Below are 21,090 nucleotides of genomic sequence, written 5' to 3'. Positions count from 1 at the left end.
CGATGCCTCAACGACTGACGGCAGGCGTGCCCGGTTGCGCGGCGCGGACGAAGCGGCGCAGGGTCTGGCCGGGGCCGGTACGGAATACCTCGGGCCTGGGCTGGCCCTCGTCCGCGGCGATGAAGACGAAGTGATCGCCCTCCAGCTGGTAGCTGGCGGGCAAGTGCTTGCCGATGTCCGCGCCCATGGAGTCGACCCAGGTGATGGACCTGGGCCGGGTGCTGGTATCGAGGGTGAACCGGCCGGCGAGCAACACCTCGCCGTCCAGGGTCACGACGCGGAATCCCTGGCCCTGGATCAGGGTCAGGGCGCCGGGAGCGCCATGTTCGTCAGGTGGGTCGCTGACCCCGTTATCCTCGAAGGCCACCTGTTCCCAGGCCCCTTGCAGTCGTTGCAGGTCAAGCAGGTCTTCAGCGGTCATCGCCGGTCGGGCCTTGTGCGTCAGCGGAAGGGGTCAATTGAAGATGTTGCGGCCGATGCAGTACGTCAGCAGGTCCTGGTCGCTCTCGACCTCCAGCTTGCGCATGGCGGAAATCTTCTGCGCGCTGATGGTCTTCGAGCTGCGGTTCTGGCTGCGGGCGATCTCGCTGACGCTCTTGCCGGACACGAACAGGCGCAATATCTCGAACTCCTTGGGCGAGAGCATGGAGATCCGGTCGTCGATGCTGGCGTTGGAATCGATGACCGAGGTCGGCGCAGGTTCGAGGCTCTGGTAGGAACCCCGCTCGACGATGGTCTTGAGCGCCACCTGGATTTCATTGTGCAGCTGGCTTTTCTGGATCACCCCGACCACGCCCAGCTCGTGCAGGCGCGTCAGGATCAGCTGGTTGGAAATCATGGTCAGGATCAGAATCTGCAAGCGCGGGTAGTGGCGCTTCAGGTATTCGATCAACTTGAGGCCGTCGCCGTAGGGCGAGTCCCCGGGCATGTTGTAGTCGGTGATGACGATATCGACCGGCTGTTGTTCGAGCAGCTCGATCAACCCTTGCGAGCTGATGGCTTCGCCGACGATCTCGAAATTGCTTTCCCGTTCCATCAACTCGCGAACCCCGAGCAGCACAATCGGGTGATCGTCGGCGATGACTACCTTAAATTTTTCCATGACTAGCCACTCGTAATACGCCGGTTGGTGAGGAGAGAGAGTAAGGGATTGCGTTCATGAAATCTTGCCGTGTCTCATTCAAGTGCATTAAGGATATCCGTCAAGCGCTGGATCAGGTCGTTCACCTCGCGGGTCACGGCAGGCGTGATTGCCTCCTGGAGGATCTGCGATTCCAGTTCGGCGCAGTTATTCGCCAGATTGCCCAACTGCACGGCGCCCAGGGCACCCGCGGCGCTGTGCAGGCGCTCGGCCAGCCGCTTGGCATCCTCGGCATGCAGGGCGTCTGTCACGCTCTGGATGTCCTGGCGCATGGTGGCAATGAACAGTTCACGCATTTTCGCCGACAGTTCGATCATGGTGTCGCCGGTGGTGGAGGCAGGTCTTGCAAGGGGCATCGGTTCCGGCTCCTGGGTAGGCGCGTTGGCGCACAGGTTCGATAGGTATTGGTAGAGGGTCTGCAGGCTCAGGGGCTTGACGATCCAGGCATTCATGCCGACGGCCATGCAGCGGTTGCCTTCCTCGCGCAGGGCGTTGGCGGTGATGCCGATGATCGGGATCTCTCGGTCGCGCTCGCGCAAGGCGCGGGTCAGCTCGTAGCCGTTGAGCAGCGGCATGTTCACGTCGGTCAGGACCAGGTCGAACAGCTGCGGCCGCCAGAGTTGCAGGGCGGCTTCGCCGTTGGACGCGGTGGTTACCTGGCAGCCCAGGGCTTCGAGCTGTTCCTTGATGATCGCCTGGTTGATCGCGTTGTCTTCGGCCACCAGGATACGCAGGCCAAGCGGCTTGCCGCTATCGACCTGCACGCCGGGCACCGCCGGCGACTTGCCATGCAGGGTCAGCGAGACGGCCCGGGCAATGGCGCGCACGTCGTGCGCGTCCACTTCCAGGATCCCGGGGGCAGGCGGCGCCAGGTGGCGATCGCCGCAGAGGCCGACGACCCGGGGGCCGGCCCAGGCGGGCGGGGTGTCCGCGGGCAGGATGTCCACCAGCAGGGTTTCCTGGCGGGCCTGATCGAGGTAGGTCGGCAACGGCTTGGCCGCGACGCCGAGGCGATTGAGCCAGTCGCAGATGCTTTGCGCCAGTTCGCTGGCGGGCGCGCGGACATACACCGGTTGGGTCGTCGGCAGAATGTCGGCGCAGCCGTCCAGCGTGCCCGGCAGCACCTTTAGCGCCAACTGGAACGAGAAGCTGCTGCCCAGGCCGGGCTCGCTGACCACGCGGATCTGGCCGCCCATCATCTGCGCCAGCCAATGGCAGATCGTCAGGCCGAGACCGGCCCCGGCCTCGCTGCTGGCGTCCTGCACCTGGTAGAAGGTGTCGAACAGGCGCTCCTGCTGCGCCGGTGAAATGCCGATGCCGGAGTCGGTGACCTGCCATTCCAGGCTGGCCTGGCCGTTGTCGCCGTGCAGCAGCCGCGCGCGCAGCACCACGCGCCCGGTGTCGGTGAACTTGATCGCGTTGCTGACCAGGTTGTTGAGGATCTGGCGGATGCGCATCGGGTCGCCCAGCAATTGGTCGGGCAGCTTCGAATCGATGCAGGCGTACAGCAGCAGGCCCTTTTGTTCGGCGAAGGCGGCATAGGTGTGCAGGGTGTCTTCGATGACCTGCAACGGGCAGAACGCAACGGCCTCGATCGGCATTTGCCCGGACTCGATCTTGGAGATGTCCAGGACATCGCTGATCAGTTGGAACAGGGTGCTCGACGAGCGCTGGATGGTTTGCAGGTGCTCGCGCTGCCGAGCGTCCAGGCGCGTCAGGCCGAGCAGTTCCAGGGTGCCGAGCACGCCATACAGCGGCGTGCGGATTTCATGGCTCATGGTGGCGAGGAACAGGGTCTTGGCCTGGTTCGCGGCGTCGGCCGAACGGCGGGCCTGCTCCAGTTCGGCGGCGCCCTCGATATGCTGGGTCACGTCGTTGAAGGCGCAGAGCAGGGCATCCTCGCCCTGGTAGCGGGTGGACACGAAGCACAGTTGCAAATGGGCACCGTCGGTATCCAGGTAGGCCTCGCCAGGCTCGGCGAGGTCCTGCTGGCGGTCGAGCAGCGGCTGCAGGTGCTGTGCGAGGTCCGGCCACTGATGAAACTTGCGATTCGCCAGCAGCACTTCGAGGCCAGCGCGGCGCAGCACGCAGAGGCCGATGGGCGCGGTGTCGATCACCGCCCGGCTGAACACCTCGTTTTCCGCAAGCCGCTGGTGGGCCTGGTAGGCGGGGGCGACGATTTTCGAGCGGTACCAGCGGCTGATCCACCAGCCGCCGCCGAGAAGGGCGATCAGCAGCACCAGCAAGGCCACGATCGGCCACAGGGCGTATTCGAAATAGTTGCGGTAGGTGACGGTATAGAGCGCTGTCCAGCCTTTGCCACCGTGGCTCGTCACCTTGAACACCAGGCCCTCGGCACCGATGTTCAGGCCCTCGCGCAGCGCCGCATCCGGCCGCGCCGCACCGATCAGCATCTTTCCCGAGGGCGAGACGAGGGTGAAGTGATCGTAGAACGGCCAGTCCATGATGCGTTCGAGGTTGTTGACCTGATCCATGTTGAGCAGCGAAACGATAGTGACCTCATGGTCCGCGCCCTGGATCAGCAGGCGTTGCGGGTCGAGCCGGATGTCCTTGTAAGCCAGCAGGCGCAGCGGCGCCTCGACCGAGGCGGGCGGCTCGAACGAATCCCAGTGCACCTGTTCCCGGTCGGTGTGCGCGGATCTTTTCACCTGCAGCCGTTCCAGCACATGCTGGACGAAGGCCTGCCGGGGGATCCTGTCTTCTTGCGCGGCGCCTCGGGTGTGCCAGGCTGCCGGGATGCTGATGTTGAAGTTGTCGTCGGCGTTGAACAGGAACACCTGGGGCGACTGATAGTGGGAGATCGACCAGAAGGTGCTGTAGTAATCGGTCAGGTGGCCGCCGAGCGCGAGCATTTTCGCCAGCTCGTCGGCGTCCGGGCGCAAGCGGCCGGTGTCCAGCCTGAACGGAATGGAAAAGGCGAATTCGCGGCCTTCGTAGACATTCGGGCCTTCGTTGGGCAGCGGCTCTTTCAGGTAGCTGCGGCGCCCGTCGGCCTTCAGTTGCCCGCTGGTGCTTTGTTCGGCGGCGCCGCGAAGAAAGTCTTCATGCTCCTGGATGTTCTCCATGAGCCGGGCAAAGTGAAACTCGAAGGTGCTGTATTGTTCCTTGAGCGTCTTGTGCACCGACCAGTAGCTGATACCGATCAGCACGAGCGTCAGGCCGAGAACGACCAGCAATCCCTTGCTCAGCCGAATCGAACTTCGTGTGAGGTTCTCAAGAAGCATGTCCCTTTGTTTCATTGCCGGGTGTCCAGAAAGCATGAAAAAGCGAGAATTCTACCGATAAATAACCCCTTAGCCGTGATGGACTTTAGTATTTTTTTGTAGCGTCGAGCGTCAGGCGGGTCAGTAGCTGGCGGCGGGGCCGTCGTTGACCAGCAATTCCTGGAATTGCTCGGAAGGCACGGCGCGCGAGATGAGGAAGCCCTGGACCTGGCTGCAGTCGATCTTGCGTAGCAGCGCCAGTTCCTCGGCGCTCTCCACGCCCTCGGCCACCACAGTAAGGCCCAGCTGGCGCCCCAGGGCGATGATGCTGGTCAAGGCCTTGGTTAGTTCCTCGCTGGCGTGGCAGCCCTGGACCAGGGCGCGATCGATCTTCAGCTCGGTGAAGGGGGTCGAGACCAGGTTCATGTAGGAGCTGTAGCCCTTGCCGAAATCGTCCTGGGACAGGCCGAAGCCCTTGATCCGCAGGCGACAGGCGCCCGCGTAGAAATTGCTGATGTCCTGGGGCACCGAACACTCCATGAGTTCGAAGCAGATCTGCGCGGGCACCCCCTGGTGCTGGACCACGAAGTCGAACAGGCGATCCGCCAGGTCGTGGCTGTTGAGCAGGTGGGTCGGCAAGTTGATCGACACCGGAATGTCGTAGCCCTGCTGGCGCCAGCGCGCCTGGGCCTGCATCGCCTGGCGCAGCACCAGCCACAGCAGGTCTTCCTCGAAATCGTAGGCTTTGATCGCCCCCAGGAAGGCATCGGGCAGCAACATGCCGCGGGTCGGGTGCAGCCAGCGGACCAGGGCTTCGGCGGCGACTATCCGGCCATTGAACAGCGATTTCTTGGGTTGGAACCAGGCTTCGAACTGTTCTTCCTGCAAGGCCTGGAGCAAGGCCGGTTGACTGAGCAGGGAGGCGGGCAAGGGGTGCGGCGAGCTCGGTTGCGAGACGCTCAACTGGGTGGTCAGGGTCTGTAGCGCGGCCAGGTTCACCGGCTTGGAAATCAGCCCGATGACTTTTACCCCGAGGTTCTTGGCGACCAGGCTGGCACTCATCAGCATGCGCCGCGAAGCCGAACTCATGATCGCCAGCGCGGGCTTGTAGTGCAGGGTCGCCAGCCCCTGGATGAACTGCACGCCATCCATTCCCGGCATCAGCAGGTCGGTGAGCACCAGGTCGAACTTGCGCCATTTCAGGCGCTCCAGCGCTTCTTCGCCATCCCTTGCGCCTTCCAGGTAATAGGGGCCCAGCTCGCCGAACAGATGTTGCAGGTACATGTGCTGGAAGGGATGGTCTTCAACGATCAATATGCTACAGGGCTTCATGTTTCGCTCTTTCATAGGGCGCCAGGTAATTGAACAGCGCGCGCAGTGCAAAGGGTTTGACCAGGCAATGGTTCATTCCGGCCGCCAGACATTGTTCTTCTTCTCCACGCATCGCATTGGCCGTGGCACCTATGATCGGGGTCGCGCAGCCGCGGCGGCGCAACTCCTTGGCCAGTTCATAGCCATTCATGACCGGCATGTTGACGTCGGTAAGGACCAGGTCGAAGCGTTCCGGGTCCCACATCGACAAGGCTTCCTCGCCATTCGACGCCAGCTCCACGGTGCAGCCCAGTTCTTCCAGCTGGTCCCTGAGGATCAACTGGTTGATGACGTTGTCTTCGGCCACCAGGACGTTCAGTTGCAGTTGCTTCAAGGCCCAGTGTTCGCTGTGGTTATCGGTTTTCGCGACCCACAGGCCCTGGGCCTGGCTGACCGCCTGATGGATGGAACGCAGGTGGTTGAGGTTCACATGCCAGGCGCCGGCCTGGAGCTGCGGCTCGTTGTTGCCCGTGCCGGTGGCGAGGATCAGCGGTCCGTTCCAGTCGGGTTGCAGGCGCTGTTCGAGTTCGCCGGGGTGGACTTCGATCAGCAGGCTATCGCTGCCGGGGGCGAGCTTCGATGGCTGGCAGAGCTGGACCCGCGCGCCCCACTGGCTCAGCCAGCCGCCGATGGATTCGGCCAGTTCCCGTACGTTGGACATCAGGTAGATGGTCTCGGGCAGCAGTTGCGTGCCGGACAGGTCGACCGGGCCCTCGTTCGCGGCCTCCAGGGGCAGGGTCAGGGAGAAGCTGCTGCCCAGGCCGAGTTCGCTGACCATGCGCAGGCTGCCGTTCATCAACTGGGTGAGACGCTGGCAGATCGGCAGGCCGAGACCGGTGCCGGCCACCACGTTGGTGTTGCCGCCGGTCTGGTAGAAGGGCTCGAAGATCATCGGCTGATGGTCCTGGGCGATGCCTTTGCCGGTATCGGAGACCTGCCACATGATGCTGGAGCGCTCGCCGTCGCGGCTCAGCAGGTTGACCCGCAGCACGATACGCCCGAACTCGGTGAACTTCACCGCGTTGTTCAGCAGGTTGCCGAGGATCTGCCGGATCCGCGTGACGTCGCCGATAAGCCGTTCGGGAATCTGCGGGTCCACGCAGGAATAGAGCAGCAGGCCCTTGTTCGAGGCCGCCGCGGCATAGCCCTGGACCAGTTCGTGGGCCAGGTCCAGTGGGGAGAATTCGGTCAGTTCCAGGGCCAGTTGCCCGGCTTCGATCTTCGACACGTCCAGCACGTCGCAGATCAATTGCAGCAGGGTCGAGGAGGAACATTCGATGGCGCGCAGGTAATCGCGCTGTTGTGGGTCGAGCTGGGTGCGCGAGAGCAGTTCCAGGGTGCCGAGCACGCCATACAGCGGGGTGCGGATCTCATGGCTCATGGTGGCCAGGAACAGGGTCTTGGCCTCGTTGGCGGCGTCGGCCATCTGCCGTGCCTCTTCCAGGGCGGCTTCCACTTGCTTGCGCGCGCTGATGTCGCTGAAGGCGCAGAACAGCACGTCCTCGCCCTTGTAGCGGGTGGGGGCGGAGCTCAGGTAGAGGTGGCGCCCGTCGGCGGTTTCGAAATAGTCGAAGCGGTTCGGCTCGTGGCTCTTGAAGGCTTGCTGGATCCAGCCGGCGCAGAGAACCTCGCGCTCGATGCCGTTGCCCAGCCATTGTTGCGCCAGGGTGTTTTCCAGCACCACCTGGCCGTCGGTACGGCGCAGCACGCACAGGGCCACGGGCGCGGTCTGGATCACGTCGCGGCTGAACAGCTCGCTTTCGACCAGGGCCTGGATGCGGCTGAGCGCGGGGGTGATGAAGCGGTGCTCGATGCGCCGGGTCAGCAGGCAGATCAGGCTGATGCTGAACAGGCAGAACACCAGGGCGCCGGCCAGCTGCGGCCAGAGCGCCAGCAGCAAGGCCTGCAGGCTGAAGGAGTAGACCAGTTGCCAGTCCGACGTCATCAGCTGCTTGCGGATCACCAGGTGGTCCGGCCACCAGCCGCTGCCGACGAAACCGAAAAAGTTGTTGCCCTGCAATTGCTGCAGCGTCTGGCCGAGGCGCGCGGAGGGGGTATTGGTGAACAGCAGCGCGCCTTCGGAATTGAACATCATGAATTCCCCGGCGCTCTGGTCGCTCAGGGCGGTCAGCACTTCCCGGCCGTTCATTTCCAGGCCCAGCCAGCCGGAGTCTTCGGTGCGCTCGTCGACACGGGTGAAGATGTACAGCTGCGAACCCTGCGTGGACTGGTCGGTGAGCCACAGCTCGGTCGCCGCCGACTGCTCGTCGTATGGCAGCATCGCGAGCTTGTCGAGGATCGCCTTGGGCAGGGGCGGGGCGTCGGGATTGCTGCTGTAGAGGCGTTTTACCTGGGGCATCGGCCCCGGGCTGACATACAGCAGGTTGACCTGCCGCGCCTTGAAATAGTCGCGCATGCGCAGGTTGAGCCAGAGGTTCCAGCGGTTGTCGCCGTCGCCCAGTTCCAGGCGCAGCTCTTCGGTGTCGGGCTGGTACAACAGGGGAACGGCCTGCCTGGACTGGCGCACCGCGGAGAGGCTCAGGCTTTCCAGCAGGGCCTCGCGGTTGGTGAAGAAGGTCTGGGCCTCGGCGATGGCGCTGCTCATGTAGCCCCGACGCCGGGAAATGTCGTTGCTGAGGGTGGAATTGAGGAAGTTGTAGACCGCGCCGAGGATCCCCACCAGCAGAATGAGGGCGAAAAGGCGCAGTAACCTGCTGGCGGCTTCAGGACTGGAAAACAAGGGACTGATCTGATGAAGGTAGGTCTTTAATCTCATTGACCCACTCTAAATAAAGCCTCAAAAATCCGGGATAGGACGATCCTTAAAGTCGGTTATCTTTTATCGCCCACGGCTGCGCCGGAGCGGGCCTTGGCAGGCCTGCTCCAGCGATCCGGGGGAGCCGGCGCGGCGGGGTCAGACCATGGCCAGGCGTTGCTTGTGCCGGGGCGCGGGGAAGGCCCGGTCGATGCTGGCCAGGTCGTCGGCGTCGAGGTGCAAACCGGCCGCCTCGGCATTCAGCCGCACGTGTTCGGGACGCACCGCCTTGGGAATCGCGATCACCCCGTCCTGGCGCAGGACCCAGGCCAGCGACACCTGGGCCGGGGTCACCCCATGACGTTGGGCGATCTGTTGCAGCACGGGATGGCGCAGCAGCTTGCCCGCCTGGGCGATCGGGCAGTAGGCCATGAGCGGCAAGCCCTGTTGCCGGGCGGCGGGTAGCAGGTCGAACTCGATGCCGCGCTCCTCGATGTTGTACAGCACCTGGTTGGTGGCGCAGGCCGGGTTCGCCAGTTCCTCGAGGTCGTCGAGGTCGAAGTTGGACACGCCCCAGCGGCCGATCTTGCCCTCGTCGCGCAGGCGCTCGAAGGCCTCCACCGTTTCTTCCAGGGGGTACTGGCCGCGCCAGTGCAGCAGGTACAGGTCTATATAGTCGGTGTCCAGGCGTCGCAGGCTGCGCTCGCAGGCCTGGGGAATGCCTTTGCGGCTGGCGTTGTGCGGGTACACCTTGCTGACCAGGAACACCCGGTCGCGCTGGCCGGCGATCGCCGCGCCGACGATTTCCTCGGCGCCGCCCTCGGCATACATCTCGGCGGTATCGATCAGGCTCATGCCCCATTCGATACCTGCCTGCAGGGCGGCAATCTCGGCGTTGCGCTGGTGGCGCTCCTCGCCCATGCGCCAGGTGCCCTGGCCTATCACCGGAACGGGCACGCCCGCCAGGTCGAGTGTTCGCATGTCTGTCTCCTCACGGTTGGCCAGGCCCCAGGGAAACAAAGCCGTGGCTGAGGGTCAAGGCGTGGCGGGCGGCGTTTTTTACAAAAAAACCGGGCTTTTTAGACTGATTATTTCTTTGGGTTATTGGCTGCGTCCAATCATGCATATCCATGACGTCGTAAAACGTGTTCTGGTCATGGCTTTATCCGTTATGAATTCAATAAGGATGTTATGACGGAAAGTCCCGCCCGAACGGCGCCGCTGAGGCTGTCCGGGCAGCCGCCACAGCTGTTCGACCGGCCTCTTGTGCGGTATTCGCCGCTCCCTAGAATTCGCCTCATCCGCTTCGTCCAACTATCGAATCGCTTAGGGAGTTCCACCATGATGAATGCCATGCAGATGCAAATGCCGATGAACGCCAACATGCCGATGATGCCGATGATGGGCATGCCGATGATGATGGCGACCATGAGCTGCGAAATGATGGACGACGGCATGATGTGCAAGATGATGCCGGCCGCGGGCATGGACATGGCCATGTTCAAGAACAGCGCGCAGATGATGCAGATGATGATGAACTGCGGCATGCCGATGATGATGCACTGCGGCAACATGAGCATGATGTGCATGTCCCAGGCGAGCATGGCCATGCCGATGATGGGCGCCATGATGCCAATGCCGATGATGATGGGCATGCCGATGCCGTCGATGAAGTGCGTGATGGAATGCACCGTCGAGGCCGACTGCATGATGTGCAAGATCATGCCGATGGCCGGCATGAACATGGACATGATGAAAAACTGCTGCGCCCTGATGATGAAGATGATGAACGATTGCAGCATGCCGATGATGATGAGCTGCAACGGCATGCCGATGATGTGCTGCACCTGCTGATGCCCCGCGGCGTCACCTGAAGAAAAGCCCGGCCGGGATTGTTCCCGCCGGGCTTTTTTCATGGGGCTGTTTTTTGCGCGGCTGCGGAGCGGGTCAGTCCAGGCGTTCCGGGTAGGTCACCACCAGGTAAGCCAGCGCTTCGCTGTCGGCGGGGTTGCGGTAGCGGTGCGGCTGGTCGGCGTAGAACAGGATCGAGTCGCCGGTGGAGAGCAGGTAGCGTTCCTCGTTGACGCTGATTTCCAGCACGCCCTGGGCCACCACCAGGTTTTCCTGGACGCCCGGGCCGTGGCCTTCGGAGTGGTCCTCGCCCAGGGGGCTCAGGCGCAGTTCGTAGAATTCCGACTGGCGCGCCACGTCGAAGGGGAAGAGGGCGCGGCTGACGAAGGCGCCGTTGGCGCTGACCAGGCGCTTGCTACGGCTCGACGGCAGCACCGCCACGCCTTCGAAGGCCCGGTGTTCGAGAAAGGCCGCCACCGACACTTTCAGGCCCTTGGCGATCTTGCACAGCACCTTGATCGACGGCACGCTGCGCCCGGATTCGATCTGCGCCAGCATCGCCCGGCTGACCCCGCACTGGCGGGCCAGGGCATCCAGGGACAGGTGGCGCTTGCTGCGCAGGCGTTGCAGGTTCTGCGCGACGCGTTCGCTGATCGGGTCTTCTTCCTGAGGCTCCAGGTGATTCAACTCCAGGCCGGGTTCGTCGGCGCTCGCCAGAAAGCGCGAGGGTTGCTGGACGCTCACGGGTGATGTGTCCCGGTCGGCTGGTTCGCCTGGACCCACTGGAACGCCTGGTAACCGGCATTGCGTGCGTACATCTCCCACATGGTCCGGGCCAGTTGCTGGGCCTGCTTGCGTTTGCGGAACCGGGCGAAGTCGATAACGTTGTCAGTCGGTTTCATAAGGCACTTCACTGTGGTGACCAATGGGCGGGATGAGCTGAGAGTACGTGGTTACTCATATAGCTATAAATACTGATTTTTCATTTATTAATTCCTTTTGGTTTTTAGCGAGCGCCCGCTCAAATGACCTGGGCACTGTGCAACTCTGTCAGCGCCAATGCCTTGAGGCGGGCCAGCTGTGGGTCGCGACGATCCCGCGGGTGGCTCGAAGGCACCGCCAGTTCCCGGCGCACGCGGCTGGGGCGGTTGTCCATCACCAGCACCCGGTCGCTCAGGTACAGCGCTTCGTCGACATCGTGGGTCACCAGCAGCAGGGCGATGGCGTGGTGTTCGGCCAATTGCAGCAACAGGTCCTGGAGTTTCATCCGGGTAAAGGCGTCCACCGCGCTGAAGGGCTCGTCGAGCAACAGCACCCGCGGGCGCGAGTACAGGCCACGGGCGATCGCCACCCGTTGCGCCATGCCGCCGGACAGCGCCTTGGGCAGGGCCTGGGCGAACCCCGCGAGGCCCACTTCCTCGATCAGTTGCGCGACCCAGGCGCGGTCGTAGCGGTCGTCGTCGCTGAAACCGATGTTCTGTTCCACCGTCAGCCAGGGCATCAGCCGCGGCTCCTGGAAGACGAAGGCCAGGGGTTCGGCGGGGCGTTGCAGTTGCCCCTCGAAGTCCTGTTCGAGGCTGGCGACGATGCGCAGCAAGGTGCTTTTGCCGCAACCGCTGGGCCCCAGCAGGCTTACGGTTTCCCGTGGTTGCAGTTGCAGGTGGATGTCCTGGAGGACCGTGGCGCCGGCGAAGGCTTTGCGTTCGACACGGATATCCAGCAGGGCTTGGCTCATGGCTCACTCCTTGGGGGTTTCGCCGCTGAAGGTGTCGCGCCAGGCCAGGCAGCGTTGTTCCAGGGCGGCGAGCAGGCCGTCGCTGAGTTTGCCCAGCACGGCGAGGACGATGATTGCGGCCAGCACGATGTCGGGCCGCGAGGTTTCGCGACCGTCGCTGAGCAGGTAGCCCAGGCCCCGGGTGGCGGCGATCAGTTCGGCGGCCACCAGGAACATCCAGGCCAGGCTCAGGCCGCTGCGCAAGCCGGTGAACAGGCCGGGCAGGGCGGCGGGCAGGAGAATCCGCCGTACCAGGCGCCAGCGGCCGAACCCGTACATATGGCCGACCTCCACCAGCTTGCGGTCGATATTGCGAATCGCCGCCACGCCATTGAGGTACACCGGGAAGAAGGCGCCGATGGCGATCAGCACCACCTTGGAGCTTTCGTCGATGCCCAGCCACAGCAGGAGCAAGGGCACCCAGGCCAGGCTGGGAATCGAGCGCAGGCCGGCGAAGGTCGGCTCCAGGTAGGCCTCGGCTTCGCGGCTCAGGCCGACCCAGGCGGCGAACGCCAGCGCCAGGCCGGCGCCGATGGCAAAGCCCAGCAGCACCCGCAGCAGGCTGGCGCCGATATGCTTCCACAGCGCGCCTTCGGCCAGCTCGCCGAGGGTCAGGGCGATCTCGCTGGGGGCCGGCATCTGGTAGGACGGCAGCCAGCCGAGGCGCACCACCAGCTCCAGCAGCAGGATCACCAGCACCGGCAGGACCAGGCCCTTGAGACGCAGGCGCCAGCGGGCGCTGGTGAGGCGTGGCGCGCTGGCCGTCGCGGGCAGGTTGCCGGGGGCCAGCGCGCCGGGCGAGAGGGGTTTGCCGTGACTGCTCATGAGGGTTCTCCGCCGCCACCCGCGCCGCGCCCGGCGCGGATCCGGCGGTCGCCTGGACAGTGGGTCATTGATGGGCCACGGCCTGCTGCAAGCCGGTGTCGAGCAACTGGTCGATCACCTGATCGACATTCACTCCGCGCCGCACCAGTTCCTCGGCGACCAGGATCGGCGCCGCGGCCTTGGAGGCCTGCACATCCTGGGCGCTCAACCGCGGGTTGCCGAGGTCGGTGCGCGTCAGTTGCAGCCTGGCGACTTCCAGCGGCAGGCCGGATTCGTCGGCCAGCAGCTTGGCCAGCTCCTGCGGATGCTCGACCGACCACTGGCGCGCCTGCTCATAGGCCGCGAGCACGGTGGCGATGGTCTGCGGATGCTGCCGGGCGTATTGCTCGGTGACGCTGAGCACGCCGTAGCTGTTGAACGCCGTGTTGCGGTACAGCAGGCGCGAGCCGGCCTGGACCTCGCTGGCGGCCATGTGCGGATCGAGGCCGGCCCAGGCGTCGACGTCGCCTTTCTCCAAAGCGGTGCGGCCGTCCGGATGTTGCAGGTGCACTAGTTCCACGTCGTCCTTGTTCAGCCCCGCCTGTTGCAGGCTGCGCAGGGTGAACAGGTAGGGATCGGTGCCCTTGGTGGCGGCGATCTTCTTGCCCTTGAGGTCGGCGACGGTCTGGTACGGCGAGTCCTTGCGCACCACCAGGGCAGTCCATTCGGCACGGCTGTAGACATACACCGACTTGATCGGGCTGCCGTTGGCCCGGCTCAGCACCGCCGCCAGGCTGGCGGAGGAGGCGAAGTCGACGCCACCGCTGTTGAGGTATTCCAGGGAGCGGTTGCTGCCTTGGCTGAGGACCCAGCCGACCTTGGTCTGGGGCAGGGCCTTTTCGAGGAAACCGAAGTGCTTGAGCACCAGGCTGACCGGCGAGTAGTAGGCGTAGTCCAGGTGCACTTCGGCCGGCGGCGTCTCCGCCGCCCGGGCCTGGGGTTGCATCACGGTCAGCGCCAGGGCGCAGGCGCCGAGCAGGTATCTGGCGCGGGCCAGGGAAAAGCGGCTTACGGGGTTCATGGCGTGGCTCCTGGCAAGGCGGCGAGCGGGCAATCTGGTTATGCCGGCGCTTATTGCAAAAGAGCCGGCCAGCAGGCAGGGATCCTGCTTGAAAGGAATATTGCAGGCTCTGTGCCATGGCCGGGGAAGGGGCGGTTTCGAGGGATTCAGGGAAAACCAGCGGACAGCGGATGTCGCTGCCGGGGCAATCTGTTGCGCTGCTGTTTCCCCAGCAACACCCCTGAGAAAGGGCAGCGCACCCTGCTTTCCTGGAGGCGCGGGCTGGCTCGCGACGGCGTCCTGCCAGGCAAACCGCTTCGCGGGCAAGCCTCGCTCCTACAGAGTCCCGGTCGGTGAAATCGACGCTTAGCTTATATGTAAATAGAATTTCAAAATCGGTTTGTAAGAGCGTTATGTTCTAGAAAACCCACCGTTCTCTCGATCCAGGAATTTCCCATGACGCTCTCCCGACGCCTGCGCCGCTTGCTGGTCAGCTCTCTGTTCGCCGTCCCCCTGGCCCAGGCCACCGAGCCGCTGGTGCTGCATGTCGGCGATCAGAATTACTACAACGTGCGGGCTTCGGTGGAGGCCTCGGGCGTGCTCGAAGGCGCGCCTTACCAAGTGGACTGGAAACACTTCCAGGCCGCCGCACCCCTGGCCGAGGCCCTGAACACCGGGGCCCTGGACCTGGGGTTCCTCGGCGACTCGGGCTTTCTGTTCCTCGCCGCGAAGCAGGCGCGGGTGAAGCTGATCGGCGTCTCGCGGCAGAACCCGGACACCATTGCCTTGCTGGTGCCCAAGGACTCGCCAGTGAAGACCATCGCCGACCTCAAGGGCAAGAAGGTCGCCTACTGGCCCGGCGCCTGGAGCCAGCAATTGACCCTGCGGGCCCTGGAGCAGGCCGGGCTGCCGGAGGATCATGTGGCGTTCGTCAAGCTGATGCCGATCGACGCCGCCGCGGCCTTGCCCCAGGGCAGCATCGATGCCTTCCCAGTGTGGGAACCCTATATCTCGCAACAGATCCTGTTTTCCGGTGCGCGGCCGATCCTCACCGCGAAGAACCTGATGCCCGGCCTTAGTGCCATCGCGGCCTCGACCCCGGCCATCGACAGCAAGCGCGGAGCCATCGCCGACTTCCTCGGCCGCCTGAAACGGGCTCGCGCCTGGGTCGACAGCCACACCGACCAGTACGCCGACCTGTGGGCGAAAAAGGCCAACCTCGACCAGAACGTCTCCCGGCACTGGCTGCGCCAGGCGCACATGACGGTCGGCCCGGTGGACCAGCAGGCCGCCGCCGACCTGCAAAGCACCGCGGACTTCCTGTTCAAGGTCAAGGCGCTGCCGGCGCCGCTGGCCACCGCCACGGTGGTCGACCGCTCCTTTACCCAGGCCCTGGGCCAGTAAGCCGCGGCCGGCTCACCGCCCTTCGTGCTGGCGCCGGTAAGCTCCCGGCTGTACGCCCACGGCCTTGGCGAAGGCGCGGGTGAAGGCTGCGACCGACTGGTAGCCCACCGCCGCGCCGACCTGCTCCACGGTGTGGTTAGCCTTGAGCAGCTGGCAGGCGTGGCGCATGCGCAGCGCCAGCAGCACCTGGCCCGGGGACTGGCCGGCCAGTTCGTTGAAGCGCTTGAAGAAGGCCGAGCGCGACAGCCCGGTGCAGGCCGCCATGCTTTCCAGGGACCAGGCCTGCTCGGGGCGCTCGATCAGCTGTTCCAGCAGCGTGGCGAAGGCCGGTTGCCGGGCCAGCGCCACCAGCCCGCCGAGATCCTGGTTACCGCTCACTTGCTGGCGCAACACATACAGGAACAGCAGGTGGCTCAGGCGCTCCAGCAGCGCCGAGGAGGGCGCGGGCGTGCGCTGGCACTCGTCGAGGATCAGCTCGAACAGCGCCCGCGCCGCGCTCAGCGACGGGTCGCCGGCGCGCAGCACGATCCAGTCCGGCAGGCCGTCGATGATCAGTGACGACAATCCCGCCTTGAAATGAAAGAAGCCGCAGACCAGCCCGACGCCATCTTCGGCACTGATATCCAGCGCCTGCATGGCCATCCTCGGCTGCTCATGGGCGGCGCTGCGTTCTTCGGCGCTGGACAGGCGATAGTCCAGGTCGCGCAACAGGAATACCGCGTCCCCGGCCTCCAGGCGCCAGGCCTGGGCCTGCCCTTCGATATGCAGCCAACAGTGGCCCTGCACGATCAGGTGGAAGCTGGCCCGCGCCAGGCCGTGGGTGCTGGCGTGCCAGCCACCGCAGTAGCGGCCGACATGGAACAGGCTGGCGTCGAGTTCGAGGCTTTCTAATAACCAATCAACCAGTGGGCTGGACGAAATCATCTAATGGAAACACTCAGGAGCAAGTAATCGCTACTTTAGAATATGGATCGGAATTCTTATAACCAACAGACTGGCCGGACACCCCACCACAGGAGTCCATCGCATGTCGCGCCTCACTCTACACACCCTGCAAAGCGCGCCCGAAGCAGCCCGGCCGTTCTTGCAGAACGCCCAGAACAACTCGGGGTTCATCCCCAATCTGCTGGGCATCCTGGCCAACGCCCCGGCGGCGCTGGAGACCTACGTTACGGTATCGGCGCTCAATGGCAAGGCCGAGCTGAGCCTGGCCGAGCGCGAAGTGGTGCAACTGGTTGCGGCGACCACCCATGGCTGCGATTTCTGCGTGGCCGGGCACACCGCCGTGGCGCGCAACAAGGCCAGGTTGCCGGACGAGGTAGTCAGCGCGTTGCGCGAGCAGGACCCTTTGCCCGAGGCCAAGTTGCAGGCGCTGGCCGCCTTCGCCAGCGAGGTGATCGCCACTCGCGGCAACGTCAGCCAGCCGACCTATGAGGCCTTCAGGGCTGCCGGCTACAGCGAAGGCAATGCGCTGGAAGTGATTCTCGGGGTCAGCCTGGCGACCCTGTGCAACTTCGCCAACGTGTTCGCCCGCACGCCGCTGAACCCGGAGCTGGCGCAATACCGCTGGCAAGCACCGCAACAGTGACGAGACGCCGCCGGACAGCGGCTCGATCCAAGGCAGGGCCGTCGGGCCGATGCCAGATGAAAAAGGAGGAAACCACATGCTCGATCCGGCATTGAGTGACTGGCTGGATGCCCAGGCCCAGGCGCTGGACCAGGGCCACTGCGACCCGCAGCAGGTCGTGGCGCGGCTGGCCGAGGCGCAGGTCCTGCGGGTCGGCATCCCGGCCGGGCAGGGCGGCAGCGGCGGCGACCTGGGAGACGCCGTGGAAGCGGTGGCCGCGGTGGCCCGCCATTCCCTGGCCGCGGCCTTCGTGTTCTGGGGCCAGCGGGCCTTTATCGAATACCTGCTGCAAAGCCCCAACGCGGCCTTGCGCGAGCGCCTGCTGGAGGACCTGCTCAGCGGCGAACTGGCGGGGGCGACCGGGCTGTCCAATGCGATGAAGTTCTTGTCCGGCATCGAGGCCCTGCAAGTTCGCGCCCAGCCCCGGGCCGGCGGCTGGCGCCTGGACGGGCGCCTGCACTGGGTGACCAACCTGCGCAAGGACGGTTTTGTGGTGGCCGCGGCCATCGAGCACGAGCAGGGCGGCGCGCCCTTTATCCTGGCGATCCCCGCGGGCCTGGCCGGGCTGCGGCGTTCCGAGGACCTGCAACTGATGGGCTTGCAGTCGAGCAACACCGCGGCGCTGGAGTTGCAACAGGTCGAGGTCGCTCGCGACTGGTTGCTGCACGAGGACGCCAAGGTCTTTCTGCCGGCGGTGCGCCCGGCGTTTCTCGGCCTGCAATGCGGCATGGCCATCGGCCTGGCGCGGCGCGCGCTGGAGGAGGTCGAGGGGCATTTGCCCGGCGGCCGGTCGATCCTGCGCGAGCCTTTGCAGGAGCAACGCCAGCAGTTGCAGGAGAACGTCGACCAGCTCAAGCGTGGCCTGCTGGAGGGGCGCTTCCTGGCCCAGCCGGCGGCGCTGTTCCGCTTGCGCATCGCCCTGGCCGAAGCGGCCGCCAGCGCCGTGCAACTGGAGTTGCAGGCCAGCGGCGGCAAGGCTTATCTGAGCGAGCACGGCGGCGGTTTCGCCCGGCGCTGGCGCGAATCGGCGTTCGTGCCGATCGTCACGCCGAGCCTGGTGCAACTGCGCGCCGAGTTGCAGCGCCAGGCGCGGGAGGCGGCGGCATGAGCCCGGCCTTGCTCGAAGCCCGCCAGGTCAGCCTTGGCTACCCCCGCGAAGCCGGCTGGCAGGCGGTGCTGGAAGGTTTCGACCTGCGCTTGCAGCCGGGGGAGGTGGTATCGATCCTCGGCCCCAGCGGGGTCGGCAAGTCCAGCCTGCTGCGGGTGCTGGCCGGCTTGCAGGCGCCCCATGCCGGCAGCGTCAGCCTGCTCGGCCAGGCGCTGGACGGGCCGCATCCGCGGGTGGCCGTGGCTTTCCAGGACCCGAGCCTGCTGCCCTGGTTGAACCTGGAACACAACGTCGCGTTCGGCCTGGATTTCGCCCGGCAGCCAAGGCTCGACGCCGGGCAGCGCCAGGCGCGGATCGACCAGGCGATCGCCGCGGTCGGCCTGGAACACGCCCGGGGCTATTACCCGGCGCAGCTGTCCGGCGGCATGGCCCAGCGCACCGCGCTGGCCCGTTGCCTGGCGCGCCAGCCGCAGGTGCTGTTGCTCGACGAACCCTTCGGCGCGCTGGACGAAGTGACCCGCGCCGACATGCAGCAACTGCTGCTCAAGGTGATTGCCGAGCAGCGTACCGCGGCGCTGCTGATCACCCATGACATCGACGAAGCCCTGCTCCTCTCCGAGCGGATCCTGCTACTGGGTAACAGCCCGGCGCGGACCCTCGGCGAGTGGCGCATCGACCTGCCGCAGCCGCGCGCCGAGCTGGTGGAAGAACTGGGCACCCTGCGTATCGAGATTCTCAAAACCCTTCGGCGGGCGAGCCGCAATCCGCAACCCCACGCCTCGGCTCTGCCTGTGTAGGAGCGAGGCTTGCCCGCGAACGATCTCAAGGCTGGTCGGGTGTCAGGGACCCTGCGCCGTTCCGAGGTTTTATCGCGAGCAAGCTTCGCTCCTACAGCAGAGCGCGGTCATCCCTTGCCCGAATTGTTGGAGACTCACCATGTGCCTGGACGATTTCACCCACACCCGCCGCGACTTTCTCAAGCTGGGCGCCTTGCTCACCGCCGGCGGCGCCTTGCCGCTGCTCAATAGCCTGCAGGCCCGCGCGGCGGCCGAGCCGGACGCGCCGGACGCGCCGGTGCGCATCGGCTACCTGCCGATCACCGACGCCACGCCGTTGCTGGTGGCCCACAACAATGGCCTGTTCGAGGCCGAGGGCATCCGCTCCGAGCGCCCGGTGCTGTTGCGCAGTTGGGCGCAAGTGATCGAGGCGTTCATTTCCGGGCAGGTCAACGTGATCCACCTGTTGTCGCCGATGACGGTCTGGGCGCGTTACGGCAGCCGGGTGCCGGCCAAGGTGGTGGCGTGGAACCATGTCGGCGGCTCGGGCCTGACCGTGGCGCCGGGCATCAGCGAGGTGCGGCAACTGGGCGGGCAGGCGCTGGCGATTCCGTTCTGGTACTCGATCCACAACGTGGTGGTGCAGCAACTGTTGCGCGACAACGGCCTGACCCCGGTGAGCCGCCCGGCCGGCAGCGCACTGGCGGCGCACGAGGTCAACCTGCTGGTGTTGCCGCCGTCGGACATGCCGCCGGCCCTGGCCAGCCAGCGCATCGCCGGCTACATCGTCGCCGAGCCGTTCAATGCCCTGGCCGAGGACCTCAAGGTCGGCCGGGTGCAGCGCTTTACCGGCGATATCTGGCGCAATCACGCCTGCTGCGTGGTGTTCATGCACGAGCAGGACCTGAACCAGCGCCCCGAATGGTCGCAGAAGGTGGTCAACGCCATCGTCAAGGCGCAACTGTGGACGCGCGACCACCGCGCCGAGGCCGCGCAACTGCTGTCCCGCGACGGCGCCAACCGCTATACGCCGCACCCGCCCCAGGTGCTGGGGCGGGTCCTGGCGCCGGCGGCCAGCGAGCGCGAGCAGTACCTGGCCGACGGTGCGATCCGGCATGCGCAGTGGGACGAGCGGCGCATCGACTTCCAGCCGTATCCGTTCCCCAGCTACACCGAGGAGCTGGTCAAGCGTCTCAAGCACACCCTGATCGAGGGCGACCGGGGCTTCCTGGCCGACCTCGACCCGGTGCACACCGCGCGCGACCTGGTGGACGAGCGCTTCGTGCGCAACGCCATCGCTGCCGTGGGCGGGCTCCAGGCGTTCGGCCTGCCCGAGGGGTTCGAGCGCAGCGAGGAGTTCAGCCTCTGATGGCCAAGCGATCCGCATCGATGGCGCGGGGCGCCCTGGGCCTGGCGGGGCTGTTGGGCCTGCTGGGGCTGTGGTGGCTGGGCGTCGGCCTGTTCGGCGGCGACGGCCTGGCGGCGCGTTTTGCGCCAGCCGCGACCCTGGCCAGCCTGGTGGAGCTGCTGGGCCGCGCCGAGCTCTACGAGCATGTGCTGGTGAGCCTGCGGCGCATTCTTGTCGGCCTCGCCCTGGCGTTGCTGGTGGGCGTGCCCCTGGGCCTGCTGGTCGGCAGCTACCGCCGCCTGGAGGCGGCCACCACCCCGGCGTTCCAGTTCCTGCGGATGATCTCGCCGCTGTCGTGGATGCCGGTGGTGGTGATGCTGATGGGGGTCGGGGACCGGCCGATCTACTTCCTGCTGGCCTTCGCCGCGGTCTGGCCGATCCTGCTCAACACTGCGGCCGGGGTGCGCCAGCTCGACCCGCGCTGGCTGCAACTGAGCCGCAGCCTCAGCGCCACCGGCTGGGAAACCCTGTGCAGGGTGATCCTGCCCGGTGTGCTCGGCCATGTGCTGACTGGCGTGCGACTGGCCATCGGCATTCTGTGGATCGTCCTGGTGCCCTGCGAAATGCTCGGCGTCAGCGCCGGCCTGGGCTATTTCATCCTCGACACCCGCGACCGCCTGGCCTACTCGGAACTGATGGCCATGGTGCTGCTGATCGGCGCCCTGGGCTTTGCCCTGGACAGCCTGGCCCGCGGCCTGCATCGACGCTGGACGCACTTGCCGTAAGGCCATGGCGGGCGCATTGTCAGTGAACGATCTGAAGTCAGGCTGGCGCGTTCCGGTGTTGA

At 65.5% G+C, this 21,090-nt stretch carries 20 protein-coding genes; 8 read left to right on the top strand and 12 right to left on the bottom strand.

Annotated elements, in window-relative coordinates:
• Positions 1-7: 7 nt before the first annotated feature.
• The 6 genes from TO66_RS16480 to TO66_RS16455 all read right to left on the bottom strand — a co-directional run bounded on the left by TO66_RS16480 (position 8) and on the right by TO66_RS16455 (position 9,472).
• Positions 8-421 carry a TIGR03067 domain-containing protein gene (locus TO66_RS16480; RefSeq protein ID WP_044463327.1) on the bottom strand — a complete coding sequence of 138 codons (414 nt, stop codon included), beginning with the start codon at positions 419-421 and terminating at the stop codon, positions 8-10.
• Positions 422-454: 33 nt separating this feature from the next.
• Positions 455-1,102 carry a response regulator gene (locus tag TO66_RS16475; RefSeq protein ID WP_044463326.1) on the bottom strand — a complete coding sequence of 216 codons (648 nt, stop codon included), beginning with the start codon at positions 1,100-1,102 and terminating at the stop codon, positions 455-457.
• Positions 1,103-1,176: 74 nt separating this feature from the next.
• The gene (locus tag TO66_RS16470; protein WP_044463325.1) at positions 1,177-4,401 is read right to left on the bottom strand and encodes a hybrid sensor histidine kinase/response regulator; all 3,225 of its coding nucleotides are present in this window, start codon (positions 4,399-4,401) and stop codon (positions 1,177-1,179) included.
• A 105-nt stretch (positions 4,402-4,506) separates the two neighbouring features.
• A complete protein-coding gene (locus TO66_RS16465; RefSeq protein WP_044463324.1) occupies positions 4,507-5,697 on the bottom strand; it encodes an EAL domain-containing protein in 1,191 nt (396 codons plus the stop codon).
• The gene (locus TO66_RS16460; RefSeq protein ID WP_044463323.1) at positions 5,684-8,512 is read right to left on the bottom strand and encodes a response regulator; all 2,829 of its coding nucleotides are present in this window, start codon (positions 8,510-8,512) and stop codon (positions 5,684-5,686) included. The genes TO66_RS16465 and TO66_RS16460 overlap by 14 nt, the downstream gene beginning before the upstream one ends.
• A gap of 138 nt (positions 8,513-8,650) precedes the next feature.
• Complete coding sequence (locus TO66_RS16455) at positions 8,651-9,472, bottom strand: aldo/keto reductase (protein ID WP_044463322.1); 822 nt, start codon at positions 9,470-9,472, stop codon at positions 8,651-8,653.
• 43 nt (positions 9,473-9,515) lie between these two features.
• Here TO66_RS16455 and TO66_RS33975 point away from each other — a divergent pair, with 43 nt between their 5' ends.
• Together TO66_RS33975 and TO66_RS33970 are read left to right on the top strand one after the other, a co-directional pair.
• The gene (locus tag TO66_RS33975) at positions 9,516-9,686 is read left to right on the top strand and encodes a hypothetical protein (protein WP_256240395.1); all 171 of its coding nucleotides are present in this window, start codon (positions 9,516-9,518) and stop codon (positions 9,684-9,686) included.
• 146 nt (positions 9,687-9,832) lie between these two features.
• A complete protein-coding gene (locus tag TO66_RS33970) occupies positions 9,833-10,345 on the top strand; it encodes a hypothetical protein (protein WP_080926040.1) in 513 nt (170 codons plus the stop codon).
• Between the two features lie 93 nt (positions 10,346-10,438).
• On the opposite strand, the gene TO66_RS16445 is transcribed toward TO66_RS33970, so the two are convergent.
• From TO66_RS16445 to TO66_RS16430, 5 genes are all read right to left on the bottom strand, one after another.
• Positions 10,439-11,029 carry a helix-turn-helix domain-containing protein gene (locus TO66_RS16445; protein ID WP_171820119.1) on the bottom strand — a complete coding sequence of 197 codons (591 nt, stop codon included), beginning with the start codon at positions 11,027-11,029 and terminating at the stop codon, positions 10,439-10,441.
• Positions 11,030-11,082: 53 nt separating this feature from the next.
• On the bottom strand, positions 11,083-11,244 hold the full coding sequence (locus TO66_RS33670; protein WP_171820050.1) for a hypothetical protein: 162 nt from the start codon (positions 11,242-11,244) through the stop codon (positions 11,083-11,085).
• A 119-nt stretch (positions 11,245-11,363) separates the two neighbouring features.
• A complete protein-coding gene (locus TO66_RS16440) occupies positions 11,364-12,077 on the bottom strand; it encodes an ABC transporter ATP-binding protein (protein ID WP_044463320.1) in 714 nt (237 codons plus the stop codon).
• A 3-nt stretch (positions 12,078-12,080) separates the two neighbouring features.
• Positions 12,081-12,941, bottom strand: coding sequence for an ABC transporter permease (locus tag TO66_RS16435; RefSeq protein ID WP_044463319.1), 861 nt, complete (start codon positions 12,939-12,941; stop codon positions 12,081-12,083).
• A 64-nt stretch (positions 12,942-13,005) separates the two neighbouring features.
• The gene (locus tag TO66_RS16430) at positions 13,006-14,001 is read right to left on the bottom strand and encodes an aliphatic sulfonate ABC transporter substrate-binding protein (protein WP_044463318.1); all 996 of its coding nucleotides are present in this window, start codon (positions 13,999-14,001) and stop codon (positions 13,006-13,008) included.
• A 435-nt stretch (positions 14,002-14,436) separates the two neighbouring features.
• On the opposite strand from TO66_RS16430, the gene TO66_RS16425 reads away from it, so the two are divergent.
• Positions 14,437-15,384 (top strand): ABC transporter substrate-binding protein, encoded by a 948-nt coding sequence (locus TO66_RS16425; RefSeq protein ID WP_044463317.1) that lies wholly within the window; start codon positions 14,437-14,439, stop codon positions 15,382-15,384.
• Positions 15,385-15,396: 12 nt separating this feature from the next.
• On the opposite strand, the gene TO66_RS16420 is transcribed toward TO66_RS16425, so the two are convergent.
• Positions 15,397-16,308, bottom strand: coding sequence for an AraC family transcriptional regulator (locus tag TO66_RS16420; RefSeq protein ID WP_044463316.1), 912 nt, complete (start codon positions 16,306-16,308; stop codon positions 15,397-15,399).
• A gap of 103 nt (positions 16,309-16,411) precedes the next feature.
• On the opposite strand from TO66_RS16420, the gene TO66_RS16415 reads away from it, so the two are divergent.
• From TO66_RS16415 to TO66_RS16395, 5 genes are all read left to right on the top strand, one after another.
• Positions 16,412-16,972 (top strand): carboxymuconolactone decarboxylase family protein, encoded by a 561-nt coding sequence (locus TO66_RS16415; RefSeq protein ID WP_044463315.1) that lies wholly within the window; start codon positions 16,412-16,414, stop codon positions 16,970-16,972.
• 76 nt (positions 16,973-17,048) lie between these two features.
• Positions 17,049-18,119, top strand: a complete 1,071-nt coding sequence (locus TO66_RS16410) for an acyl-CoA dehydrogenase family protein (RefSeq protein WP_044463314.1) — start codon at positions 17,049-17,051, stop codon at positions 18,117-18,119.
• Positions 18,116-18,916: an ABC transporter ATP-binding protein gene (locus tag TO66_RS16405; protein WP_044463313.1), complete on the top strand. Its 801-nt coding sequence runs from the start codon at positions 18,116-18,118 to the stop codon at positions 18,914-18,916. The genes TO66_RS16410 and TO66_RS16405 overlap by 4 nt, the downstream gene beginning before the upstream one ends.
• 139 nt (positions 18,917-19,055) lie before the next feature.
• Entirely contained in the window at positions 19,056-20,264 is a 1,209-nt protein-coding gene (locus tag TO66_RS16400; RefSeq protein ID WP_044463312.1) for an ABC transporter substrate-binding protein, read from the top strand.
• A complete protein-coding gene (locus TO66_RS16395) occupies positions 20,264-21,028 on the top strand; it encodes an ABC transporter permease (RefSeq protein WP_044463311.1) in 765 nt (254 codons plus the stop codon). Before TO66_RS16400 ends, TO66_RS16395 begins: the two co-directional genes overlap by 1 nt.
• The last annotated feature ends 62 nt before the right edge of the window (positions 21,029-21,090 follow it).

Source organism: Pseudomonas sp. MRSN 12121, from assembly GCF_000931465.1.
Lineage (GTDB): Bacteria > Pseudomonadota > Gammaproteobacteria > Pseudomonadales > Pseudomonadaceae > Aquipseudomonas.
The sequence above is the reverse complement of the archived record's forward strand: the minus strand, read 5'-3'. Positions and strand labels throughout refer to the sequence as shown.